Origin of the sequence: Nitrosomonas sp. Nm84, assembly GCF_003201565.1 — a bacterium.
In the GTDB taxonomy this organism is placed as follows: Bacteria; Pseudomonadota; Gammaproteobacteria; order Burkholderiales; family Nitrosomonadaceae; genus Nitrosomonas.
Window position 1 is genome coordinate 1 of record NZ_QJJP01000021.1, and the last position, 19,985, is coordinate 19,985.

General features: G+C 49.6%; 20 protein-coding genes. 5 read left to right on the top strand and 15 right to left on the bottom strand.

What is annotated here, in order from left to right:
• Positions 1–261 precede the first annotated feature (261 nt).
• The 7 genes from C8R34_RS10960 to C8R34_RS10990 form a co-directional block, all read right to left on the bottom strand.
• A complete protein-coding gene (locus C8R34_RS10960; protein WP_110340649.1) occupies positions 262–963 on the bottom strand; it encodes a hypothetical protein in 702 nt (233 codons plus the stop codon).
• 134 nt (positions 964–1,097) lie between these two features.
• Positions 1,098–2,375 (bottom strand): glycolate oxidase subunit GlcF, encoded by a 1,278-nt coding sequence (glcF, locus tag C8R34_RS10965; RefSeq protein ID WP_110340651.1) that lies wholly within the window; start codon positions 2,373–2,375, stop codon positions 1,098–1,100.
• Positions 2,376–3,446: a glycolate oxidase subunit GlcE gene (gene glcE, locus C8R34_RS10970; RefSeq protein WP_110340653.1), complete on the bottom strand. Its 1,071-nt coding sequence runs from the start codon at positions 3,444–3,446 to the stop codon at positions 2,376–2,378.
• 5 nt (positions 3,447–3,451) lie between these two features.
• Entirely contained in the window at positions 3,452–4,906 is a 1,455-nt protein-coding gene (locus tag C8R34_RS10975) for an FAD-linked oxidase C-terminal domain-containing protein (protein WP_110340655.1), read from the bottom strand.
• A gap of 4 nt (positions 4,907–4,910) precedes the next feature.
• Positions 4,911–5,816 (bottom strand): 2-hydroxy-3-oxopropionate reductase, encoded by a 906-nt coding sequence (locus C8R34_RS10980; RefSeq protein ID WP_110340657.1) that lies wholly within the window; start codon positions 5,814–5,816, stop codon positions 4,911–4,913.
• Between the two features lie 65 nt (positions 5,817–5,881).
• On the bottom strand, positions 5,882–6,814 hold the full coding sequence (locus C8R34_RS10985; RefSeq protein WP_110340659.1) for a bile acid:sodium symporter family protein: 933 nt from the start codon (positions 6,812–6,814) through the stop codon (positions 5,882–5,884).
• A 25-nt stretch (positions 6,815–6,839) separates the two neighbouring features.
• Positions 6,840–7,553, bottom strand: coding sequence for a trans-aconitate 2-methyltransferase (locus C8R34_RS10990; protein ID WP_110340661.1), 714 nt, complete (start codon positions 7,551–7,553; stop codon positions 6,840–6,842).
• Positions 7,554–7,853: 300 nt separating this feature from the next.
• Here C8R34_RS10990 and C8R34_RS10995 point away from each other — a divergent pair, with 300 nt between their 5' ends.
• The 4 genes from C8R34_RS10995 to C8R34_RS11015 all read left to right on the top strand — a co-directional run bounded on the left by C8R34_RS10995 (position 7,854) and on the right by C8R34_RS11015 (position 12,967).
• The gene (locus C8R34_RS10995; RefSeq protein WP_258364471.1) at positions 7,854–9,059 is read left to right on the top strand and encodes a L,D-transpeptidase family protein; all 1,206 of its coding nucleotides are present in this window, start codon (positions 7,854–7,856) and stop codon (positions 9,057–9,059) included.
• Between the two features lie 419 nt (positions 9,060–9,478).
• Positions 9,479–10,504 carry an isoaspartyl peptidase/L-asparaginase family protein gene (locus tag C8R34_RS11005; RefSeq protein WP_110340665.1) on the top strand — a complete coding sequence of 342 codons (1,026 nt, stop codon included), beginning with the start codon at positions 9,479–9,481 and terminating at the stop codon, positions 10,502–10,504.
• Positions 10,505–10,607: 103 nt separating this feature from the next.
• A complete protein-coding gene (locus tag C8R34_RS11010) occupies positions 10,608–11,426 on the top strand; it encodes a polyphosphate kinase 2 family protein (protein WP_110340753.1) in 819 nt (272 codons plus the stop codon).
• Positions 11,427–11,476: 50 nt separating this feature from the next.
• A complete protein-coding gene (locus C8R34_RS11015) occupies positions 11,477–12,967 on the top strand; it encodes a CYTH and CHAD domain-containing protein (protein WP_110340667.1) in 1,491 nt (496 codons plus the stop codon).
• A 9-nt stretch (positions 12,968–12,976) separates the two neighbouring features.
• Here C8R34_RS11015 and C8R34_RS11020 read toward each other — a convergent pair whose 3' ends face one another.
• Positions 12,977–13,906, bottom strand: a complete 930-nt coding sequence (locus C8R34_RS11020; RefSeq protein WP_110340669.1) for a GIDE domain-containing protein — start codon at positions 13,904–13,906, stop codon at positions 12,977–12,979.
• Between the two features lie 12 nt (positions 13,907–13,918).
• Positions 13,919–14,491, bottom strand: a complete 573-nt coding sequence (locus C8R34_RS11025; protein ID WP_110340671.1) for a LemA family protein — start codon at positions 14,489–14,491, stop codon at positions 13,919–13,921.
• Between the two features lie 184 nt (positions 14,492–14,675).
• On the opposite strand from C8R34_RS11025, the gene C8R34_RS11030 reads away from it, so the two are divergent.
• A complete protein-coding gene (locus C8R34_RS11030; protein WP_110340673.1) occupies positions 14,676–15,053 on the top strand; it encodes a DUF4156 domain-containing protein in 378 nt (125 codons plus the stop codon).
• A 65-nt stretch (positions 15,054–15,118) separates the two neighbouring features.
• Here the strand turns inward: C8R34_RS11030 and C8R34_RS11035 are convergent, their stop codons facing one another.
• The 6 genes from C8R34_RS11035 to C8R34_RS11060 all read right to left on the bottom strand — a co-directional run bounded on the left by C8R34_RS11035 (position 15,119) and on the right by C8R34_RS11060 (position 19,901).
• Positions 15,119–15,475, bottom strand: a complete 357-nt coding sequence (locus tag C8R34_RS11035; protein WP_110340675.1) for a hypothetical protein — start codon at positions 15,473–15,475, stop codon at positions 15,119–15,121.
• Positions 15,476–15,591: 116 nt separating this feature from the next.
• A complete protein-coding gene (locus C8R34_RS11040; RefSeq protein ID WP_110340677.1) occupies positions 15,592–16,269 on the bottom strand; it encodes a Crp/Fnr family transcriptional regulator in 678 nt (225 codons plus the stop codon).
• A 29-nt stretch (positions 16,270–16,298) separates the two neighbouring features.
• On the bottom strand, positions 16,299–18,047 hold the full coding sequence (locus C8R34_RS11045) for a hypothetical protein (protein ID WP_110340679.1): 1,749 nt from the start codon (positions 18,045–18,047) through the stop codon (positions 16,299–16,301).
• Positions 18,048–18,102: 55 nt separating this feature from the next.
• A complete protein-coding gene (locus C8R34_RS11050) occupies positions 18,103–18,375 on the bottom strand; it encodes a DUF4242 domain-containing protein (protein WP_110340680.1) in 273 nt (90 codons plus the stop codon).
• A gap of 63 nt (positions 18,376–18,438) precedes the next feature.
• Positions 18,439–19,098, bottom strand: coding sequence for a TetR/AcrR family transcriptional regulator (locus tag C8R34_RS11055; protein ID WP_258364472.1), 660 nt, complete (start codon positions 19,096–19,098; stop codon positions 18,439–18,441).
• 59 nt (positions 19,099–19,157) lie between these two features.
• On the bottom strand, positions 19,158–19,901 hold the full coding sequence (locus tag C8R34_RS11060; RefSeq protein ID WP_110340682.1) for a Mut7-C RNAse domain-containing protein: 744 nt from the start codon (positions 19,899–19,901) through the stop codon (positions 19,158–19,160).
• Positions 19,902–19,985: the final 84 nt, after the last annotated feature.

Consider the following 19,985-nt stretch of genomic DNA (forward strand, 5'->3'; position numbering starts at 1 on the left):
TTCCTACTTCCCTCTTCTTCTTATTCTTGCCCGCAAGTCCTTATCCTATCCCCTTGCTCTCACCTAGACTACTTAGTCAATCCCTCACTGTCAAGGCATTTTACCTACCAAAAAAACACCCAGGAATCACTCGCAACTATTCCATTAATAAATTCAGAACTGTATTGATTAACAAGATAAGATTCCAGGCAAATAAAAATACTAATTCAGCAATTAATGCAACTAACAGTACTAGACGAGATAATTACACTACACAATCAACTAAGCCGGGGTTTCTGCTTTCTTGCGACGCATAAAATAATATGCTGCAGCACCGCCGCCGACAATAACGACCAATGCAATTTCCATCATACCGAAACCGCCACCATGACTGCCATGACCGCCACCTTTTCCAACACTTAATGGAATACGCACGACCGTTTTAGTACTGCCGGCATCATCTTTCTTTTCCAGTTGAATTGCATACTGGCCTTTCTCTTGGATATTTGCTGCCACCACGATAATTCCGGAACTATGTTCTTCAGCAGGCATATAAACAATGCCATGCTCAGCAGCACCATGCCCTGCATGTTCGTCATGATTCATACCTGCATGATCCTCAGCATCGGCCGGTTTCTGTTCAGTAGCTGCAGGTTTAGCGCCATGGCCTTCATGCCCTTCTTTGACGAGACGTACAGCCAGAGGTATTTGGCGTGCTTCTTGCGGCAACTCAATCGTTAAATTTACTTTACCGGTATTAGGCAAATTTTCGCAAAATGAATGCATTGGCGGAATTCCGCCTTCCGGAACTTCATAAGCACTGAATGTTACTGGAAATTCACCTGTTTTAATTGTACAACCACCGGCATCATGATGCCCTTCGTGCGCAAGCATTAACTGCGCATACGCCGGCAATGCCAGAAAAGATGCCAAAACCGCGCCACTTAATTTTGTTGCCCAACTACGTGTAGAAACTACCTTCATATTCTCTCCAAAATTTATCATTTGTAAACCAAATCATAACCATTGATACATGCTCAGTCACGTCACCCCGAACAATCAAGCTCAGGATTGTATATCAAAAAATTTAGAATATTAATCGAAATGGAAATATTTAACTATCCAGCTTTTAGATCGCGCGCTTTCTCTTGACAAGATAAGCGCTCATCCAATAATTCGATCCAATGCCTGACAGATGTCTCTGTCCCGCCCTGCAAATGCATTAAACAGCCGATATTGGCAGTAGCGATTTGCTCAGTTTTGCACGATTCCAAAGCCGCTATCTTGTTTTTCAGTAACTGCTGTGACAACTCAGGTTGCAGAATCGAGTAAGTACCTGCTGAACCACAGCAAAGATGCGCATCGGGAACAATGCCCAAATCAAAACCGGCAGCGTTCAGAATTTTCTCCACCACACCGCGAATCTTCATACCATGTTGCAAAGTACACGGAGAATGAAAAGATAATCTTGTCCTGCTCGCATTGATATGCTCTCCATCCAGCAGTCGCTCAAGATTTTCCATCTCGGCAAGAAGTATCTCGCTGATGTCTTTCGCAAGCGCTGATATTTGAGCTGCCTTTTCTGCATATACCGGATCATGTTGCAGAAAATGTCCATACTCTTTGACGGTCACACCACACCCGCTAGCAGTTACCACAATCGCTTCAACTTCCTTTCGTTCCACGAACGGCCACCATGCATCAATATTTCGACGCATATAATCCAATCCTTCCTGCTGCGCGTTCAAGTGAAAAGCAACTGCTCCGCAACATCCTGCATCGACACTTTTAATCAGTGATATTCCCAGACGATCCAACACACGTGCAGTGGCAGCATTGATATTGGGCGCCAATGCCGGTTGTACACACCCATCAAGCACCAGCATTTTGCGTGCATGCCGTGCCGCAGGCCATGGTGTTTTAGCGTACCCAAGTTTACTCGGAATCTTTCTTTTTAAGCTTGCAGGCAGAAACGGACGTACTGTCTGCCCTGCTTTAAGCAATAGGCTGAATACCGGCGCATTCGGCAATATCTTGCGCAGTGTATAACGTAAAACATCCGATCTAGCATCGCGTTTTATCTGTTGCTCGATCATGCCGCGGCTGATATCCACCAATGCACCGTAGCGCACCCCTGATGGACAAGTCGTCTCACACGCTCGGCAAGTCAAGCAACGATCCAGATGCAATTGCGTTTTCTGGGTAACCGGCTGGCCCTCGAGCATTTGTTTCATCAGATAAATACGCCCGCGCGGACTATCCAATTCGTCGCCCAGAATCTGGTAAGTCGGACAAGTGGCCAGACAAAAACCGCAATGCACGCAACTACGTAGAATGGCATCCGCTTCCTGTCCTTGCGGGGAGTTTTTTATAAAATCAGCGAGTCTAGTTTGCATTTAGATTTCAGGATACAGTCGACCAGGATTGAAGATTCCCGACGGGTCAAATTTTTCTTTCAGTGCACGATGAACGTTCATCATACCGGAATCAAGCGGATGAAATACGGGGATACAAGATTCATTATTACGAAACAAAGTAGCATATCCACCCGCATCTTTGGCTATTTTTCGTATGGTTTCTGCACTCATACTTTCATCACCCAATAACCAACGCAAACCACCATTCCATTCCATCAATTGCTTTCCAGGCAACAACAAAGGCGAAGCCGTTGATTTAATGGATAAGCGCCACAGAGGCTTTGCCGATTGAAAAAAATCATGCGTTTGTTCGCGTATCGACTGCCAGAAGACACTACTTTCACTCAATTCCTCACCACCCAGTTTTACCTGAGCTGCCCGTACTGCTGATTCAGCGCCAGAAAGTCTAACAAACAATTCACCATTTACATGGCAAGTCGCGGAAATCGGCAACGGTTTACCGGCCCACCGATTCATTTTTTCAATCGCTGCAGTCTCATCCAACTGCATGCGCAACGTAATTTCAGTCGCCGGTTTCGGCAGAACTTTCAGGGAAACCTCGAGCAACATTCCCAGCGTACCCATAGCACCCGCCATCAGTCGCGAAACATCATAACCAGCAACATTCTTCATCACCTGTCCGCCAAAGTTTAAATCCTCGCCCTGACCATTCAGCATTCTGACCCCCAGCACAAAATCGCGCACAGCACCTGCAGCGGCGCGGCGTGGTCCGGACAAACCGGCGGCCACACAACCACCCAGCGTGGCGGCTGCGCCAAAATAAGGCGGTTCAAACGCCAGCATCTGTCCATATCGATCAAGCGCAGCTTCCAGATCAACTAAGCGCGTACCTGCACGTGCTGTCATCACCAATTCCGTCGGTTCGTAATCAACAATGCCGCGATACGCCGTTGCATCCAGCAAATTACTTCGCCCGGTGATGGGATTGCCATAAAAATATTTAGTACCACCGCCGCATATCTGCAGCGGGGTTTTATGTTCAGCCGCGATACGAATGGCTGCTTGATATTGATCAATCATGGTTTGCATGGACTTTAAAAACGTGGCAATTCAGGAAATTTTTCCTCACCCCGATGCACATGCATCGCACCCAGTTCCGCGCAACGATGCAAAGTAGGCACGGCTTTGCCAGGGTTCAGCAATCCACTGGGATCAAATGCCGCTTTCACTGCATGAAACATCGCCAATTCACCGGTTCTGAATTGTGCACACATCTGATTGATTTTCTCCATCCCCACACCATGTTCTCCGGTGATCGCACCGCCGACACGAATGCACATCTCCAATATCTTGCCACCGAACTCTTCCGTTTTCTCCAGTTCGCCCGGTTGATTGGCATCGTACAAAATCAATGGATGCAAATTGCCATCTCCGGCATGAAACACATTCATGCAACGCAATCCGTATTCCTGCGACAGCGCCTCGATACCCCGCAACACGTCGGCCAGGCGCTTGCGCGGAATGGTGCCATCCATGCAATAATAATCCGGCGAAATCCTACCCGCCGCGGGGAATGCCGCTTTACGCCCCGCCCAACACTTCAATCGCCCGGCTTCATCCTGCGGGGTACTGATTTTAGTCGCGCCGCTTTGCTGCATGATGGCATAAATGCGTTTGATCTCATCTGCTACCTCCTCAGCGCCACCATCAGATTCACAAAACAAAATAGCTGCTGCATCCAAGTCATAACCCGCATGCAGAAAGTCTTCCACCGCATGAATGGTAATTTTATCCATCATTTCCATGCCGGCGGGAATGATACCCGCACCAATGACATTCGCCACCGCATTGCCCGCTTTGAGCACATCGTCAAACGCTGCCATCACCAGTTGCGCCTTTTCGGGTTTCGGGATCAGTTTCACGGTAATTTCCGTAACAATACCCAACATCCCCTCACTGCCCGTCATCAGTGCAAGCAAATCATACCCCGCACTATCGAGACTTTCACCGCCGATTTCCAAGCATTCTCCCGAAATGGTCAAAACGCGCAATCTGAGAATATTATGTACCGTCAAACCATATTTCAGGCAATGCACGCCGCCCGAATTTTCCGCTACATTGCCGCCAATTGAACAGGCAATTTGTGACGATGGATCCGGCGCATAATACAAACCGTACGGGGCAGCCGCTTCACTAATTGCCAGATTCCTGACGCCCGGCTGCACGCGCGCCATCCGAGCCAGCGGATCAATGGCGATAATTTGATTCAGTTTGGCCAATGACAACAAAACACCTTGCGCATGCGGCAGTGCACCGCCCGACAAACCCGTACCCGCACCCCGCGCCACAACAGGCGTTTGGGTTGCGTGACAAAGCTGTAGAATTTGAATGACTTGCGCCTCGGTTTGCGGCAACACAACCACCATGGGCAATTGCCGATAGGCCGACAAACCATCGCATTCATACGGCTTCATATCTTCGGTTTCATACAACACCGCTTCGGGGGATAAAAAGGACCGCAGACTTTTAACAAGTTCTTGAGGAGACATGCAATTATTCCGGATGTTTGTGAATCTCGTGATTGGCTAATTTTTCCAGCATTTTTACAATCGCTGAATTATCCCATTTCGCGCCACCATGCGCGAGACAGGCAGAAAATAGTTCACGCACGCTAGCAGTATTGGGCAAGCTTACACCCAAAGCGGCAGCACTTGCCAACGCAATATTCAAATCTTTTTGATGCAACTCGATACGAAAACCCGGTTCAAAGCGCCGATCAATCATGCGCTCGCCATGCACCTCCAGCACCCTCGATGCGGCAAAACCGCCCATCAAAGCCTGTCGCACCTTTTCCGGATCCGCACCTGCTTTGGAAGCAAACAACAATGCCTCCGCCACGGCTTCGATGGTTGCTGACACAATAATCTGATTGGCAACCTTACAAATCTGTCCGGCGCCATTTTCGCCCACGTGGGTTACCGTCTTACCCATCAAGCCGAGAACCGGCTTAATCTTATCGAACACCGCCGCACTCGAACCGACCATAATCGTCAGCGCGGCATTCTGCGCCCCCACATCGCCGCCGGAAACCGGCGCATCGACATAATCATGCCCGAGTACATTGATTCGCGTTGCAAACTTACGTGTTTCCAGCGGCGAGATCGAACTCATATCCACGATGATCTTGGATTGATCCGAATGCGCTGCCAGGCTTTCAACTACACCATCATCTCCAAACAGCACTTTTTCCACATCCGGCGTATCCGGCAACATGGTGATAATAATATCAGCATACTGCGCCACTTCCCTGGGTGAAGCCAAAGCGCTGCCACCCAGCGCAACCAAATCGGCAGGCACGCCGCTACGCGAATGCAAAAACAAACTGTGCCCACCTTTGATCAGGTGCCCCGCCATGGGCTTACCCATGATGCCCAGCCCGATAAAACCGATACTTGCCATAACCGCCTACCTTGAAGATGTATAGTCGAATGATATGTCGAGAACAGGAATAACGAAAGAAAAAACTAGCGCTGACGCTGGGATGATCGAGCCCGCCATAGCGCCGCCAGCGAGCTGCCCACCAAAGAATGCATCAGCACTGAAACCGCGCCCACAACCGGTGCCAGCGGTAGCAACGGAAAAGCCTGCTTGGCCAGTACAATCGCCAGACCGGAATTCTGCATGCCGACTTCAATCGAAATGGTGCGGGCGCTCTGGGTATGACAACCGAAGATCCGCGCAAATTGATAGCCAATCAAAAAACCACCACCATGCAGCAGTGCAACCGCGAGAATCAACGCGGCGCCATGCGTGAGAATAGTTGCGGCATTGGCTGCAAACACCACCGCGCAGATCACGCACACCCCCAGCACGGATAGCAGCGGCGCGACGGGCATCACGCGTTGCACCAACTGCGGCACCCAGCGATTGAGCATAACGCCCAGCACAACGGGAAAAATCACGACTTGCAGAGTTTGTTTGAACAACATCCAGGTATCCACCGGAACCAGCTTGTCCGCAAATAATTGCGTCAGTAACGGTGTCAGAATCACTGCCGCCAATGTGGAGCAAACCGTCATGACGACCGAAAGCGCCACATCGGCTTTTGCGATATACGACACCAAATTCGAAGCCGTGCCGCCAGGACAGCAACCCACCAGAATCAGTCCGACCGCAAAATGCGTTGGCAAATCCAGTCCGGTCGCAATCCCCCAAGCCAGCAAAGGCATGATGGAATATTGCGCCGCAAAACCAATCACCACTAATCTCGGCATGCGCGCGATTCGGCGAAAATCATCGAAGGTCAAGGTCAATCCCATGCATAGCATGACGAAAGCCAGAATCAACACCACCACCGGCCCCTGATTCAACGGCAGCAACCACTCCGGCCAGATCAAAGCCATGGCGCCGGCCAGTATCATCCAAAGCGGAAACAACAGGGTCAGTCTTTGTAGCATAAAGATTTGTCGGATTCGTTTAGATTTATGGCAAGGAAGAGCGCGTAAATAACAAGGTTTGGTGCTGCTCGTACTGATTTACGATACGGCTGGCTTGCAGACCGGACGCTGCCGCCATTTCCTGTAATGTTGAAAAATACTCCGGATAATCGTGATCATACACATGCATGCAGGCTTCCTCCAATTGATCCGGCGGTATTTTTCTCCAGGTGTCGCGCATGCATTTTAGATAACCGTCCAAATACTCCTCGCGGCTCTGGTTTTCCTCACGCACCACATCCACCAGAATCAACCAGCCACTTTCCGCCAGACAACGCCCAACGGCCTGAAAAAAACGCGCTTTATCAGCAGACGATAAATGATGCACGGCAAATCCCGTGAAAATCGCATCCCAAGTTTTACTGGTAACTTCAACAGCCTCCAGAAGATCACCCTGCGTCAGGGTAACTCCCGAGCCAGGCAAGTCAGCCAAATAACCACGCGCCTCAGTCAACGCCGCTTCGGACAAATCCACGCCTTCATATATCGCCGGAGGAGATTGCTGTAAACAAGGTGCCAAAAAACGCGCGTTGCCGCAACCCAAATCCAGTAAACGATAGCGCCCGACATCCTCGCGCAAGCCTAACAGCCGCCCTACTCCCGCATAGATTTCCTGATGAAACATATAATTGTGTTCCGTGATCAGATCGTACAAAGACCAGGAGCGCGTAAAGATGGTGGTTGATTCGGCAGATGTCATAAGGGATTAACAGGATAACCATTCAACGGACTAAGCGATGGCAGTACTTTACATGAAATTTAAGCGATATAGGGCGCCATCAACAGTCCGCTGTAAAACGTATTCTAGGCAGCCAATTAATAAGGCAGAAACAGGCGAAAAATTGCAATCTATGCTTAATAAATGCACATTCTGAGCCTGTTTTTAACACCATTGCGGCAACGCGGATCGTTTTTCAACAGCCTGTTAGATAATCAGTGGGAGTTCAATTTATTGCGAATTATTGAGCACTGAGGAAAAACCCTGTACATTGATGTGCCATTGATTACCCCATTGTTTCGCGATGCCATGATTCAAATCAGTAGAATACTTCCATCATCGTTACGTTACGGCTTAGTCTGCGGTTTGCTCGGTGGCCTTCTCCTCTTGAGCGGTTGCCAATCGTTTTTAACCAGACAATCGGCGTTGCCCACGCCGGCAGCTAAGCCATTACCTATGCCGCTGGCCAGTCATGAATTCAGCTTCGACCCTACCCGCGACGATGTCGTCGGTACCTTGCAGATCATTACTGCCAACAAAGATGACACACTTTCCGATATCGCCCGCCGTTTCAATCTGGGCTTTGAGGAAATCGTCAGCGCCAACCCTCATGTCGACCCCTGGTTACCGCGCGCCGGCACCAAGATTGTGATTCCTACCCAGTTCGTGCTGCCCGATGCACCGCGCCAAGGTATTGTGATCAATCTCGCCGCCATGCGCTTGTTTTATTATCCCAAGACCAAGCCCGGTGAACCGCAAAAAGTCATCACTCACCCGGTCGGCATCGGACGCGTGGAATGGAAAACACCGGAAGGTATGACCCGGATCGTCTCCAAAAAAGAAAATCCAACCTGGACACCGCCGCTTTCCATCCGTAGAGAACACGAAAAAAACGGCGACCCATTGCCTGCCGTCGTACCGCCTGGACCGGATAATCCCATGGGTACCCACGTATTGAAATTTGACTGGCCGAGTTACGCCATTCATGGCACCGACAAACCGCCGAGCATCGGCCTGCGCGGCAGTCACGGCTGTCTGCGCATGTATCCCGAGGATATCGTGACCATCTACCATGCCGTACCGGTCGGCACACCGGTGCGCGTGGTCAATCAGCCGCGTCTGCTCGGCTGGCGCGAACATGTGCTGTATCTGCAAACCTACGCCATCCTGGAGGACGACAAACGCAATCACGACGCACTCCTCAAAAAATCGCTGAGTACCGCACGTTCAACGTCTAAAGCAAAACTTGACAAGCGATCTCAAGCCAAAATCAATCAACTCCTGCTCAGCGAAGCTATCCGTAACCCGCGCGCCATCGTCATTCCCATCACGCAAGCGGATATGACATTGCAAGCCTATCTCAGCCGCGCCACGCGCGTGCAAAACACACTGCCGTTCAACGCGAACTGGGATGGAGACATGAGTCAGCAACTCACGGCAAACGATGTGCTGGAAATGGCGGATAAGGAATCGAGGCAGATTCGATAGGATAACCAACTTTAAGCATAACTAACTCAGTGAAGTGGATTTACAAAATTACCTATCCTAATGGGAAGATCTACATCGGAAAGGATCTGACGGGTAGTATTAACTATTTCGGCCGTGCCAATAGTTCTCTCATCAGAAGCGATTTCACACAAGAACAGTGCCGAGATTTTACGATTAAAAGAGAGATTTTATATGAATCTGAAACAGCTTCAGATAGCGAGATTAATAAAAAAGAGATTGAATTCATAAATATGTTTGAATCAAACAATCCCGCGATTGGATACAATCAATGACCAAAGTATAAAGTAATACCTTAAGTACATGAACCTATGCTTTTAGATTCACCGAACGAGAAAAATAAAACGAAAGACTACCGAGTAAATTAGAAAGCCAGTTAATCTTTCTATATCTCGATCCTGATGACATCAATACAAACAAACATAACTACAGGGAATACTCCTCCCATTCGCCTCATCATCCACGGTGGTGCCGGTACTATCTCGCGCAGCAGGCTGACACCGGAACACGAACAAGCCTATCGGCAGGTGCTCGAACAATCCCTGGTAGCCGGCCATACGGTGCTTAAAGCAGGTGGCAGCAGCGTTGATGCCGTGATTGCGGCGATCGTGGTGATGGAAGACTCGCCGTTGTTCAATGCCGGTAAGGGCGCAGTGTTCAGCCACGAGGGCCGCAATGAGTTGGATGCGTCGATCATGGAGGGCGCAACCCGCATGGCGGGCGCTGTTGCCGCAGTCACCACCATTCGCAATCCGATCCTCGCCGCGCATGCGGTAATGACGAAAAGCTCGCATGTCATGCTAATCGGTCAGGGTGCCGAGACCTTCGCTACCGAACAAGGACTGGAAATCGTCGACCCGTCTTATTTCCACACCGAATTCCGCTGGAACCAGTTGCAAAAAGCCATCGCAAAAAACCGCGTGCTGCTTGATCACGACAGCAATTCCGATACACAACTGCCCAGCATTGATGAAAAACGCGGCACGGTCGGCGCTGTGGCGTTGGATCGCTACGGTAATCTCGCCGCAGGCACCTCGACCGGAGGACTCACCAACAAGCGCTACGGCCGCGTGGGGGATTCGCCAATCATCGGCGCCGGAACCTATGCGGACAATCGCTCGGTGGCGGTATCCGCGACCGGCACCGGAGAAATGTTCATTCGCGCTGCGGCGGCGTTCAACACGGCAGCACAGGTGCGATTGCTGCATACTCCGATTGCCGAAGCGGCGGATAACACGTTAGCGGAAATCGCCGCTATCGGCGGCGATGGCGGCTTGATCGTGCTGGATGCGAAAGGCAATTACACCATGCGTTTCAACACCGAAGGCATGTACCGCGGCATGATCGGTAGCGATGGCATCGCACAGGTGAGTATTTTTCGGGAAGTTGAAACACCCGGCTCTGATCCCTCTGCTGCTATGCCCTGAAATTCGCTGCTGCCAATCGGTCAAATGTACATATCCGATGATCGTTCACTGACATCCGGTAAGGTGTACGATATGCATGTGCACGATGCAAAAAGAGGAAAAAATGAAAAACTATCATATCAAACCCGGCAGCAAACTATCACTAGCGCATGTTGATCCCGACGACACCGGTGATTACAAAAAAACCGGGCAAGGCAAAGAAAAGGCCAAGGCTGCCACAGAAAAATTGATCGGCAAGCTGAGTGAATTGCAAGAGCACTTGTACGCCAATGGCGACCGCGCTTTACTGATCGTGTTGCAGGGCATGGACACCAGCGGCAAAGATGGCACGATCAAGCATGTGATGTCCGGTGTCAATCCGCAGGGTTGCAAGGTAGTGACTTTCAAAACGCCGTCAGCAGAAGAGCTCGGACATGATTTTTTGTGGCGCGTGCATCAGAAAGCGCCCGCCAAGGGCCAGATCGGCATTTTCAACCGCTCACACTATGAAGATGTGCTGATCACCCGCGTGCATGGATGCATCTCGGACAAGGTGGTCAAACAACGCTTTAATCAAATTAATGAATTCGAGGAATTGCTGTCGGAAAGTGGTACAGTCGTTATGAAATTTTTCCTGCATATTTCCAAGGACGAGCAAAAAAAACGGCTGGAGGAGCGCATCAACAATCCGGAAAAACGCTGGAAATTCAGTGAAGGGGACATTGAAGAACGGAAATTCTGGGGCAGCTATACCGAGGCGTTTGAGTCCATGATGGCCGCCACCAGTACCGATCGGGCACCATGGTATATCGTGCCCGCCAACCGAAAATGGTATCGCAATTTGATCATCGCCGAATGTGTCGTTGGCGCGCTGGAAAGCATGAAACTGAAAGCGCCGCCCGCTCCCGCAGGCATCGACTTTGATACCTTGAAGATTGAATAGCACTGTTCCAGTTACTGTGCACAAAGTATCGTTCAGACAGAGAAGTCGTTATGGAGATTGAACTGAAACTGGCCTTGCATCCCCGCCATACTGCGCGTATCCGACAGCACCCATTACTGCATACAATCAAACCGGGAAAACGCCCGCTGCTCAGCATCTATTTCGACACCCCGCAGTTTGATCTGATGCAACGTGGCATCGCGTTGCGCGTGCGCCGGGTGGATAATCAGTGGATCCAAACGTTGAAAGCGGCAACGCAATCCGTCGGTGCATTATCGAGTCGCCCGGAATGGGAAATGACAGTCACAGACGGCAGTCATGCGGATTTTTCCGTGCTGCCGCAAGCCGCATTGGATTTATTGGCCGACATCAAACAAAAACATATCGCACCGGTATTCACCACCGAGTTTCAGCGCATTACCTGGCAAATTGGCAACGACACAGCGCGCGCCGAAGTAGCGCTCGATAGCGGAAAAATCCATGCCGGAGAAACATACCGCGATATCTGCGAAGTCGAAATCGAACTCAAATCCGGCACACCCGAATTCTTGTTCGAAGTAGCCACACAATTACTGCAACAGGTACCGCTGCACGTTGAACCGCGCAGCAAAGCGGAACGCGGTTATGTGCTACGTGGTGCAATAAATGCCGCGCCAACCAAGGCGGTGCAACCGACAATCGAAAAACATCAAAGCGCAGGCGAAGCGTGGAATGCCATCCTACAGGCTGCATTGATGCAATTGGTCGCCAATGTGCCCGGTTTTCTGGAAGATGCGCAAGATATCGAATACCTGCACCAGCTTCGCATTGCGCTGCGCCGCATGCAGACTGGCGTAATGCTAGCCAAATCACTGGGACAGACTACTTCGAATTGGATTCAGCCGCTGCGCAAACTGATGCACACATTGAATCTGGCACGCGATTGGGATGTGTTTCAGCAGGAAACTTTACCCAAGATTCTGTCGATTCTAGAAGTACCGGCGGGAAGCACTGCCGTTAACGATGCCGCACTTGTTCTGATGCACGATACCGCAGCGCGCGCTCGACAACGGGCGCAAGCACTGTTGCTCAAACCGGCATTCACTCAGCTCGTACTCGACATTGGCCGCAGCCTGCTGACAACACCAATGGATGTGCAAATACCGAATGCCAAGACATGGGCGGAAACGATACTCGAGCAACGCTGGCAGAAGCTGCGCAAGCGCTGTCACGGCTTCGCTCGGCTCAGTCCTGCGGAACGCCATATGGCACGCATTGCGACGAAGAAAATGCGTTATGCTGCAGAAGCCTTCGCACCCCTCTATGGCAAGCACACTGACCATTTCATCACCGCCTTGGCGGCGTTACAAGACGAACTGGGCTATACCAACGATCTGCGTATCGGTACGCAATTGCTGCGCAAATTGCCTCGGCAATCCGCCACACTCAGCTTCGATCTTGGCCGACTCAGCGGCGCATTGGAATATGAGATCGCGCAGCACGCGCACTTGTCCAGCACCCTGTGGCAGCGGCTGGCGCGGTCAAAATTGTTCTGGCGCTAGCAGGCAGAATCATCCATGCGCGTGAACCAACCAGGCGATCGCGCAGATTGATGTAATGCACGCTGCCAGTGCGATGAAAGTGTTACGACGGTATTTCCGCACCAGTACCGTTTGTGGGTATACCGAGATGATAAAAGGCTGCGTTGAATTGTCCGGTTTCGTCATGATATGCATGTCCGGTTCCAAAGCCAGTTGATCGTGGGTTTGCTGCGCTGCTGATTGTGCTTCCCGGCGGGCGACTTCCCATTCTGTCTGGTCAATTGCGCCGTCCTTGTTGGCATCGAAGCGGTCTTTTAATGCCTGCTGATCTTGTTTCCAATCATTCAGCAGATTGATCATCACATCCCGCGTTGATTGCTGTACAGTTGCTGACCAGGTTGTGAACTGACCTAATATATATAGCGGCTGACCGGGCAATATCAACCATTCGCTATAGCGGTAATTATTCGTCATCGCATGGACGATCGACTGACTTTCCAGGATCTGAGTGCGGATAGGCCATTCGGTATTGCCATACCACACCAGCTTTTCGTTGCCGTTGACTTCCGCATCACCCGGGTCGACATAGCAACTGTTCACGCCATCCGTGAGTTTGAAGCGGTGATCACTGATATTTTTATAAACCACATGCCAGCGTGTTTGGGTGCGGCCATTCTCGATGAACGTTTCTTGCTGTTCGATTTGACTGCGGTACCAAAGACACGGGTGATTGGATAGCGGTGCATAGATAGGCTGATCATCAATAAACAGCCCTTGCCCTTCCAGTTCAATATACCCTTGGTGTGCGGAACGTAATTTGGCAGTGGGCGTGTCTTCAATGATGCGTAACCGCTTCCAGTTACGGACAACGCCATAGAGACTGATCAATGCCGCCAGCAGCAATACGATCAGAGCAAATTCATAGTCTTCCGGAGCAAGTTCCAGCGACTGGATATCCATGCTAACGCTACGCTAGCCAAACAATTGACCGATATTGACGTCCTGCTTATCAGCGTCGCTAAACTCCAGCAAATCGCGCGGCTTGAATTTGAACCAATTGGCGATAATGACATCGGGAAATTGTTCGATGCGCACGTTGTTGATTCTGACTGCTTCATTGTAATACTCACGGCGATCGGCGATGCTGTTTTCCAGCCCGGTAATGCGTGCTTGCAAGTGCTGGAATTTCTCGCTGGCTTTCAATTCCGGATAATCTTCCACGACCGCAAACAAATTACCCAATCCAATCCGTAGGCTATTTTCGGCAGAACCCAATGCGCCGACATTGCCCGCTTCGCGCGCGGTTGCAACCTGCGAACGCGCCGCGATCACCTGTTTGAGCGTTTCTTGTTCAAAACCCATGTATTGCTTGCAGGTTTCAACCAGCTTGGGCAGTTCATCGTGACGCTGTTTCAGCAGAACATCAATATTGGACCATGCCTGTGACACGGCATGCTTAATATCAACCAACCGGTTATAGAGCATGATGCCGTAACCAACAGCAATCGCAATTCCTGCCAGTGCAATATAAATAATGATATCCAATGTCGTCTCCCTAATAAGTTACGCGAGTAAAATATACCTGAAAGACCATCTAAGGAATCACTTAAAAAGCAATCCATGCGAGTTTTATTTCACAGTATCAATCGACTTCATCGCTATTGACGGGTAACGTGACGTTTAATTATGCTATCCGGCATAAGAAAAAATGAGAATCCAGGAGTTACCCATGCATGTTTCAACAAAATCATACCCATTCATCAAGACGGCGCTGACTGTATTGATCATCATCGGCTGTGCCGAAATCTCAGCACAACCGGAGGTGGTAAAACCCGTTACTATCATGGTCGGCGAGCAGGGTCCCGACGGATGCGAATTGCTTGGTAAAATAAAAGGCTCTTCAAAAGACGACGCAACCGATGCAGCCGACGACAATACGCCCTACGTCGATCGGCTGATCAAAGCCAGAAACAATTTAAGACATGAAACGCAGAAACTGGGCGGCAATAATGTGCATATCATTCGTTCCAACAATACCGGCAAGTATGAGATTCCCGGGGTGGACAAGGAAATCATACTGATCGGAAATGTCTATCGCTGCGAATAAACACGGAAAGCAATTTGTATGCGTTCTGCGCAACCGCGCGGCATATCCACCCTCTCGCAGCTTGTTCAGTCGCTTGTCCTACCTTGATAATCGGTCAGTATTCCGACGATGATGATTACCACCCCCGCTCCGATATAAAAATTCCTCGCAATTTCATCGGTAGCGAAACCCAGGATAAAAGGCACTGCAATCAGTGCAGGACCAACCACACGCTCAATCCAGCCATGTATTGGGAATGGAATGATCTTGACGATCCCGAAAGGAAAATCAGAAGCCAATGTGACAAGCAGATGAATCGCGGCCAGACTGTACGCCAGCAAAGCCGGTATTTGATTTAGCCCGAACAGGGTTGGGGCAAGTAAAAATAGAATGACAGTCAGAAAATCAAGATAACCGTGCATGCGTGGTGAAATTACTTTCATGTTCAATGCTCCTGTATTAATTGTGATCACCCCGATGGGTCACCATGCCGAACATTAATACAGCACCATCACATTGTCTGTTAGCTACAAAACAAAATCACTCCAGGTGATGCCAGTTATTTTGCATGACAGAACGCAGTGAGCGCATCATCATTGATGCAAATCTGGTCACGCGTGTAGTCCAGCATGCCGCGGCTTCTGAAATCGTTCAGAATTGTACTCACCACCGGGCGGCTGGCACCGATCAAATCCGCCACATCCTGTTGCGTTAAGTGAATTTCCAATGCATAACCATGCGTGCAGCGTATACCAAACATCTCGGCCAGCTCGAGTAACGCGACTGCAAGGCACATCTCAACCGGCTGCGTCAGGATAGTCCTGAGTTTACGCTCGATTTTCTGTTTACGGGCATAGGTCTCCTCAAAAACGTACCATGCCAGCTCTGCATGCTGCGATAACAGTGCTTTGAAATCTTGATATGCCAAGCGGTAAAAATCAACGTCTCCTAATGCTTGTGCGGTCTCTTCCATGGCATGATGCGCAGCATGTTCTCCCAAGAAACCAATCACATCGCCTTTCCTGAGCAGTGCGATGGTAATTTCGGTTCCTTGCGTTGTCAGGTGCGAAAGCTTCACGATGCCGCCTTTTATCCAGAAAACATTGGCACAGTGATCACCTTGACGGTAAAGGAAATCTTTGTTCGCCACATTAATTTCCTGAATCGAAGGAAAATCTTTTTTTAATTGTTCGAAATCGCTTTCGAATAATGTACTCATGGTTTTATCAAAAGACATCGATCAAATCCTGAGTTGTCGGCACACCGTCACTCGCGTCCAAAACGGGATGCACTCAATTTCACATCGGCACGCGCCCAGGCCTGTTCAAAACGCGCTGTGATGACTGCCGCCTGGTCATCTTTCTTTTGCGCACGCAGTGCTTGCGTCAAGCCGTAAAGCGCCCATCCATTATTGCGATTGCGCCGCAAATCTTCCCAATACACCGTCTCTGCTTCGCCTGGTCGCCCTGATTTTAGCAGAATGGCGCCCAATGCCAACCGCGGTGGCAAGTGAAATTCTAGTGGTTCCGTATACACTAGGGCATCTTCCAGACGAACTGCATTTTCAAGGTGTGCAATGGCTTGATCGAACTGTCCACGCGCAGCAGCAATCTCACCTGCGAGTACCTCAGGCGCCGCGCTCAGCACGGTCCTGGTGGTATTTTTCGAGAGCAGAGGACCGTCCAGTAGCGGGTCTTTCATGATCTTGCGCAGCGCTGCCAGTTCCTGCTCGGCTTGTTGCAATTGATCTGTCGCGACAAATGCGAGGCCGCGCACATAATGCCAACCTCCTGTTAAAAATAGATTGGTCGATGGCGGTGCAGGTTCTGCAAGAATTTCCTGCCAATGACCAAACCTCGCAAGCGCCCAATAAGGAGTAATACGGAAGACTGCTGTCAATGGGATTGCCTTCAGCACTGCATCATCAATTTTACTGGCAACTTCGCGTGCAGATTGGATGGCAATCTTGCTTTGACCATCCACGCTAGCCGCGAACCAAAGAAAATGAATATTGTGCGGATAGTACACCATCGGATACAAACCTTGCGCGTGACTCTGCGTGATGTAGTCTTCATCCGCCGCGATTGCAAGCTGATTACTCTTCATTGAATCAGCATACCGGCCTACGCGCTGATAAATATGCGATGACATGTGTATCAAATGTCCCGCTGCAGGCATCAACGTCAGTAGTGTATCGGCTGCCTTTTCTGCGCGTTCGGGCGTACTTGTCGGCTCTATCAGGTGGATATACATATGCAGAGCGCCTGGGTGTTTTGGATTGCGTCGCAACACTTCTTCGGTCAGCGCGACGATTTCGGCTGTCCCCTCATAGGGTTGACCATCCAACATCCAGTAACCCCAAGGCCGCAAGTCCATCATGGATTCCACATACAGCATCGCAATATCCGCATCATCCGGGAAACGCTGATGCACTTCCCGCATGGCCTCCGCATAAGTCTTATTATTCGCCTCCCGTTGCTCAGCCTGCCCCGAGTAACGTTTCTCAAGCGCATTGATCAGCGCTTGTTCCTTCGGTGGCGCATCCGCCATCAACGACTTGGCCCGCTGCACGATCTCCAACGCTTGAGGCTCTTCGTTCGGTTCCATCATGGCGTTGATGTTGGGACCCAGTACCAGCGCCTGCCCCCAATAAGCCATCGCAAGCCCGGGATCCAGCCGCGCCGCCTCGCGGAACGCCCGACGTGCTTCGGCATGATTGAATGCGTAGGCAAGATTGAGGCCCTGGTTGATGTATTGCTGCGCTAACGGATTGCGTGTGCTGACGGGAAACGTATGTTCCCCTAAGTTATGCAACTTGGGGGCAAGCTGACCATCCGGGCCCGGCTTGTGCCCCTCATCCGATTGCACGTAATGCTTGTGGCCACCTCCCGCCCCTGCGGAAGCTTCATGTTTTTTGGTCGCAGTTGCCGCTGCATTCTCAGCGAAAGACTCAGAGATACCCGCGACAGTCAGAACTAGAATGAATATCGTGGATCGAATAACGTAGGATTGCATGAACATTACCTCCTTTTTAAATACTCATTTTCACGAGCGATCGTAATTTCCCGTGCTACTCAGCGGTGGTCGGATCGATTACGGATTTGATTCGCGCAACACGATTAGCGGGAAACTCGCCTTGCTCGGCATGTGCTCTGATGGTCGCCTCGTCGGGCGCAATGTAGATGCAATAGACTTTATCATCCGTCACATAGCTTTCCAGCCATTGGATGCGTGGCCCCATGCTGTTCAGTACACCGCATGATTTCTGCGAAATGGTTTGCAAGTCCTGTTGTGTCAATGAACCTGCGCCGGGAATTTCCCGTTCGATGATATATTTTGGCATTTTATCTCCTGTAGAATGAAATTAAATAAATATGACCGGTCGTATTTATTTAAGTAAAAAAAATTAAGACCTGAAATAATCTCCCAGCAAATCCTGACAACACTGCTTAATTGGAGCGGATGATTTTTCTATTTTCATACGCAATAAAGCACCTTGCCACGTATTCACCAGCAAATCAGCCATTTCTTCCGCTGACTTATCCAGTCTTACCGTACCTTGTTGCTGCGCTTTAGCCAACCCGAGTTGCAATAGATCCCGATAGCGCTTGACCGCAGATTGAAGCGATTTCTGGCAAACTTCGCTGGTATCACCCATTTCCCCCATGAAATTACCCAGCAGGCAACCACCTTTAAACTCATTCTTTTCAAGTTCTACAATGAGTTCATCAAAATAGCGTCTGATCGCACTGAGCGCATCAGCATCTGAGTTATCCAAATGGGCTGTTAATTGCATAATAAACGGCTCAGTGTAGTGTTGAATGACATCAGCACCAAAATCCTCTTTACTGCCAAAGTAATTATAAAAAGAACCTTTGGGAACATTGACCGCATCCAGAATCTCCTGTAGCCCTGTCCCATGATAGCCTTGATTCATGAATAGATTAACACCCTGGTTTAACAGATTTTCTCTATTGGATTCTTTTTTAACTGATTTAGGCATAACTTTATAATACGACCAGTTGTCTCTGATGTCAAATAAAAAATGCGCCTTGATTACGCTCATGAAATTGAGCCTGATAACGTACGATCAAATAGCGCGTAACCTGAGTTCAAGCTGTATGGTCATTTTGCTACAGAAAATTCGTCAACCAGATGCTTTACACGCGCGAAGTGACTACCTTGCCAGTAAATCTGGCTACATTCCGAGCACATTAGAAATCTATCATAGTTTTGTTTGGTCAATGGTTTCAGTCGATGCTCTATTTTTTGCTTTTCGGTTTCAATTAATCGTCCATTGCAATATGTGCAACGTGTTAATGGCTTTAACAAAGGATATAAATCAAATCGTTTCAAAACTTCTTGCGTTTGAATTTTAGGTAAACTTGCCCGGACAAAATATCCATAAGTGATAACCCTGCGCTGCAACAATGTGCGATCGCGTGTCAGTACAGTGCGCTGCTGTTCACCGGCTATTCTCGCCACTGTGGCATCATCATAGTCATTGCGATACCAGCAATCAAATCCCAGCAACCTCAGATAGCGCGCCAGTCTCCCAAGATTAACATCCACCAAAAATAGTGGCGGCCGCATCAATGTTGGACGAAGTGGTAGTAACGTTGCCACTGTCGAATGCTCAGATACAGGATAAACCTGAATCTCATCACCGCACTGCACAATATAGTTAAAATTGACGGCAATCCCATTGACCAGAATCAATTCAATTTCCGTGTGCGGTACATGGAAAGACTCGATCATGTCCTTGATCGAAGCTTTTCGATCAAGATGATGAATAATTTCAGTGTCGCGCAATGCCCGTTCGACAAAATCATTCAATGACTGATAAAAATGTAATCTGATTCGTGCCATTGATCACACTACTGCTAATTAAAATTAATTTAATTTGATTCAAATCAATGTGCCACACCGTCTCAACCGATAATCTATGAATCG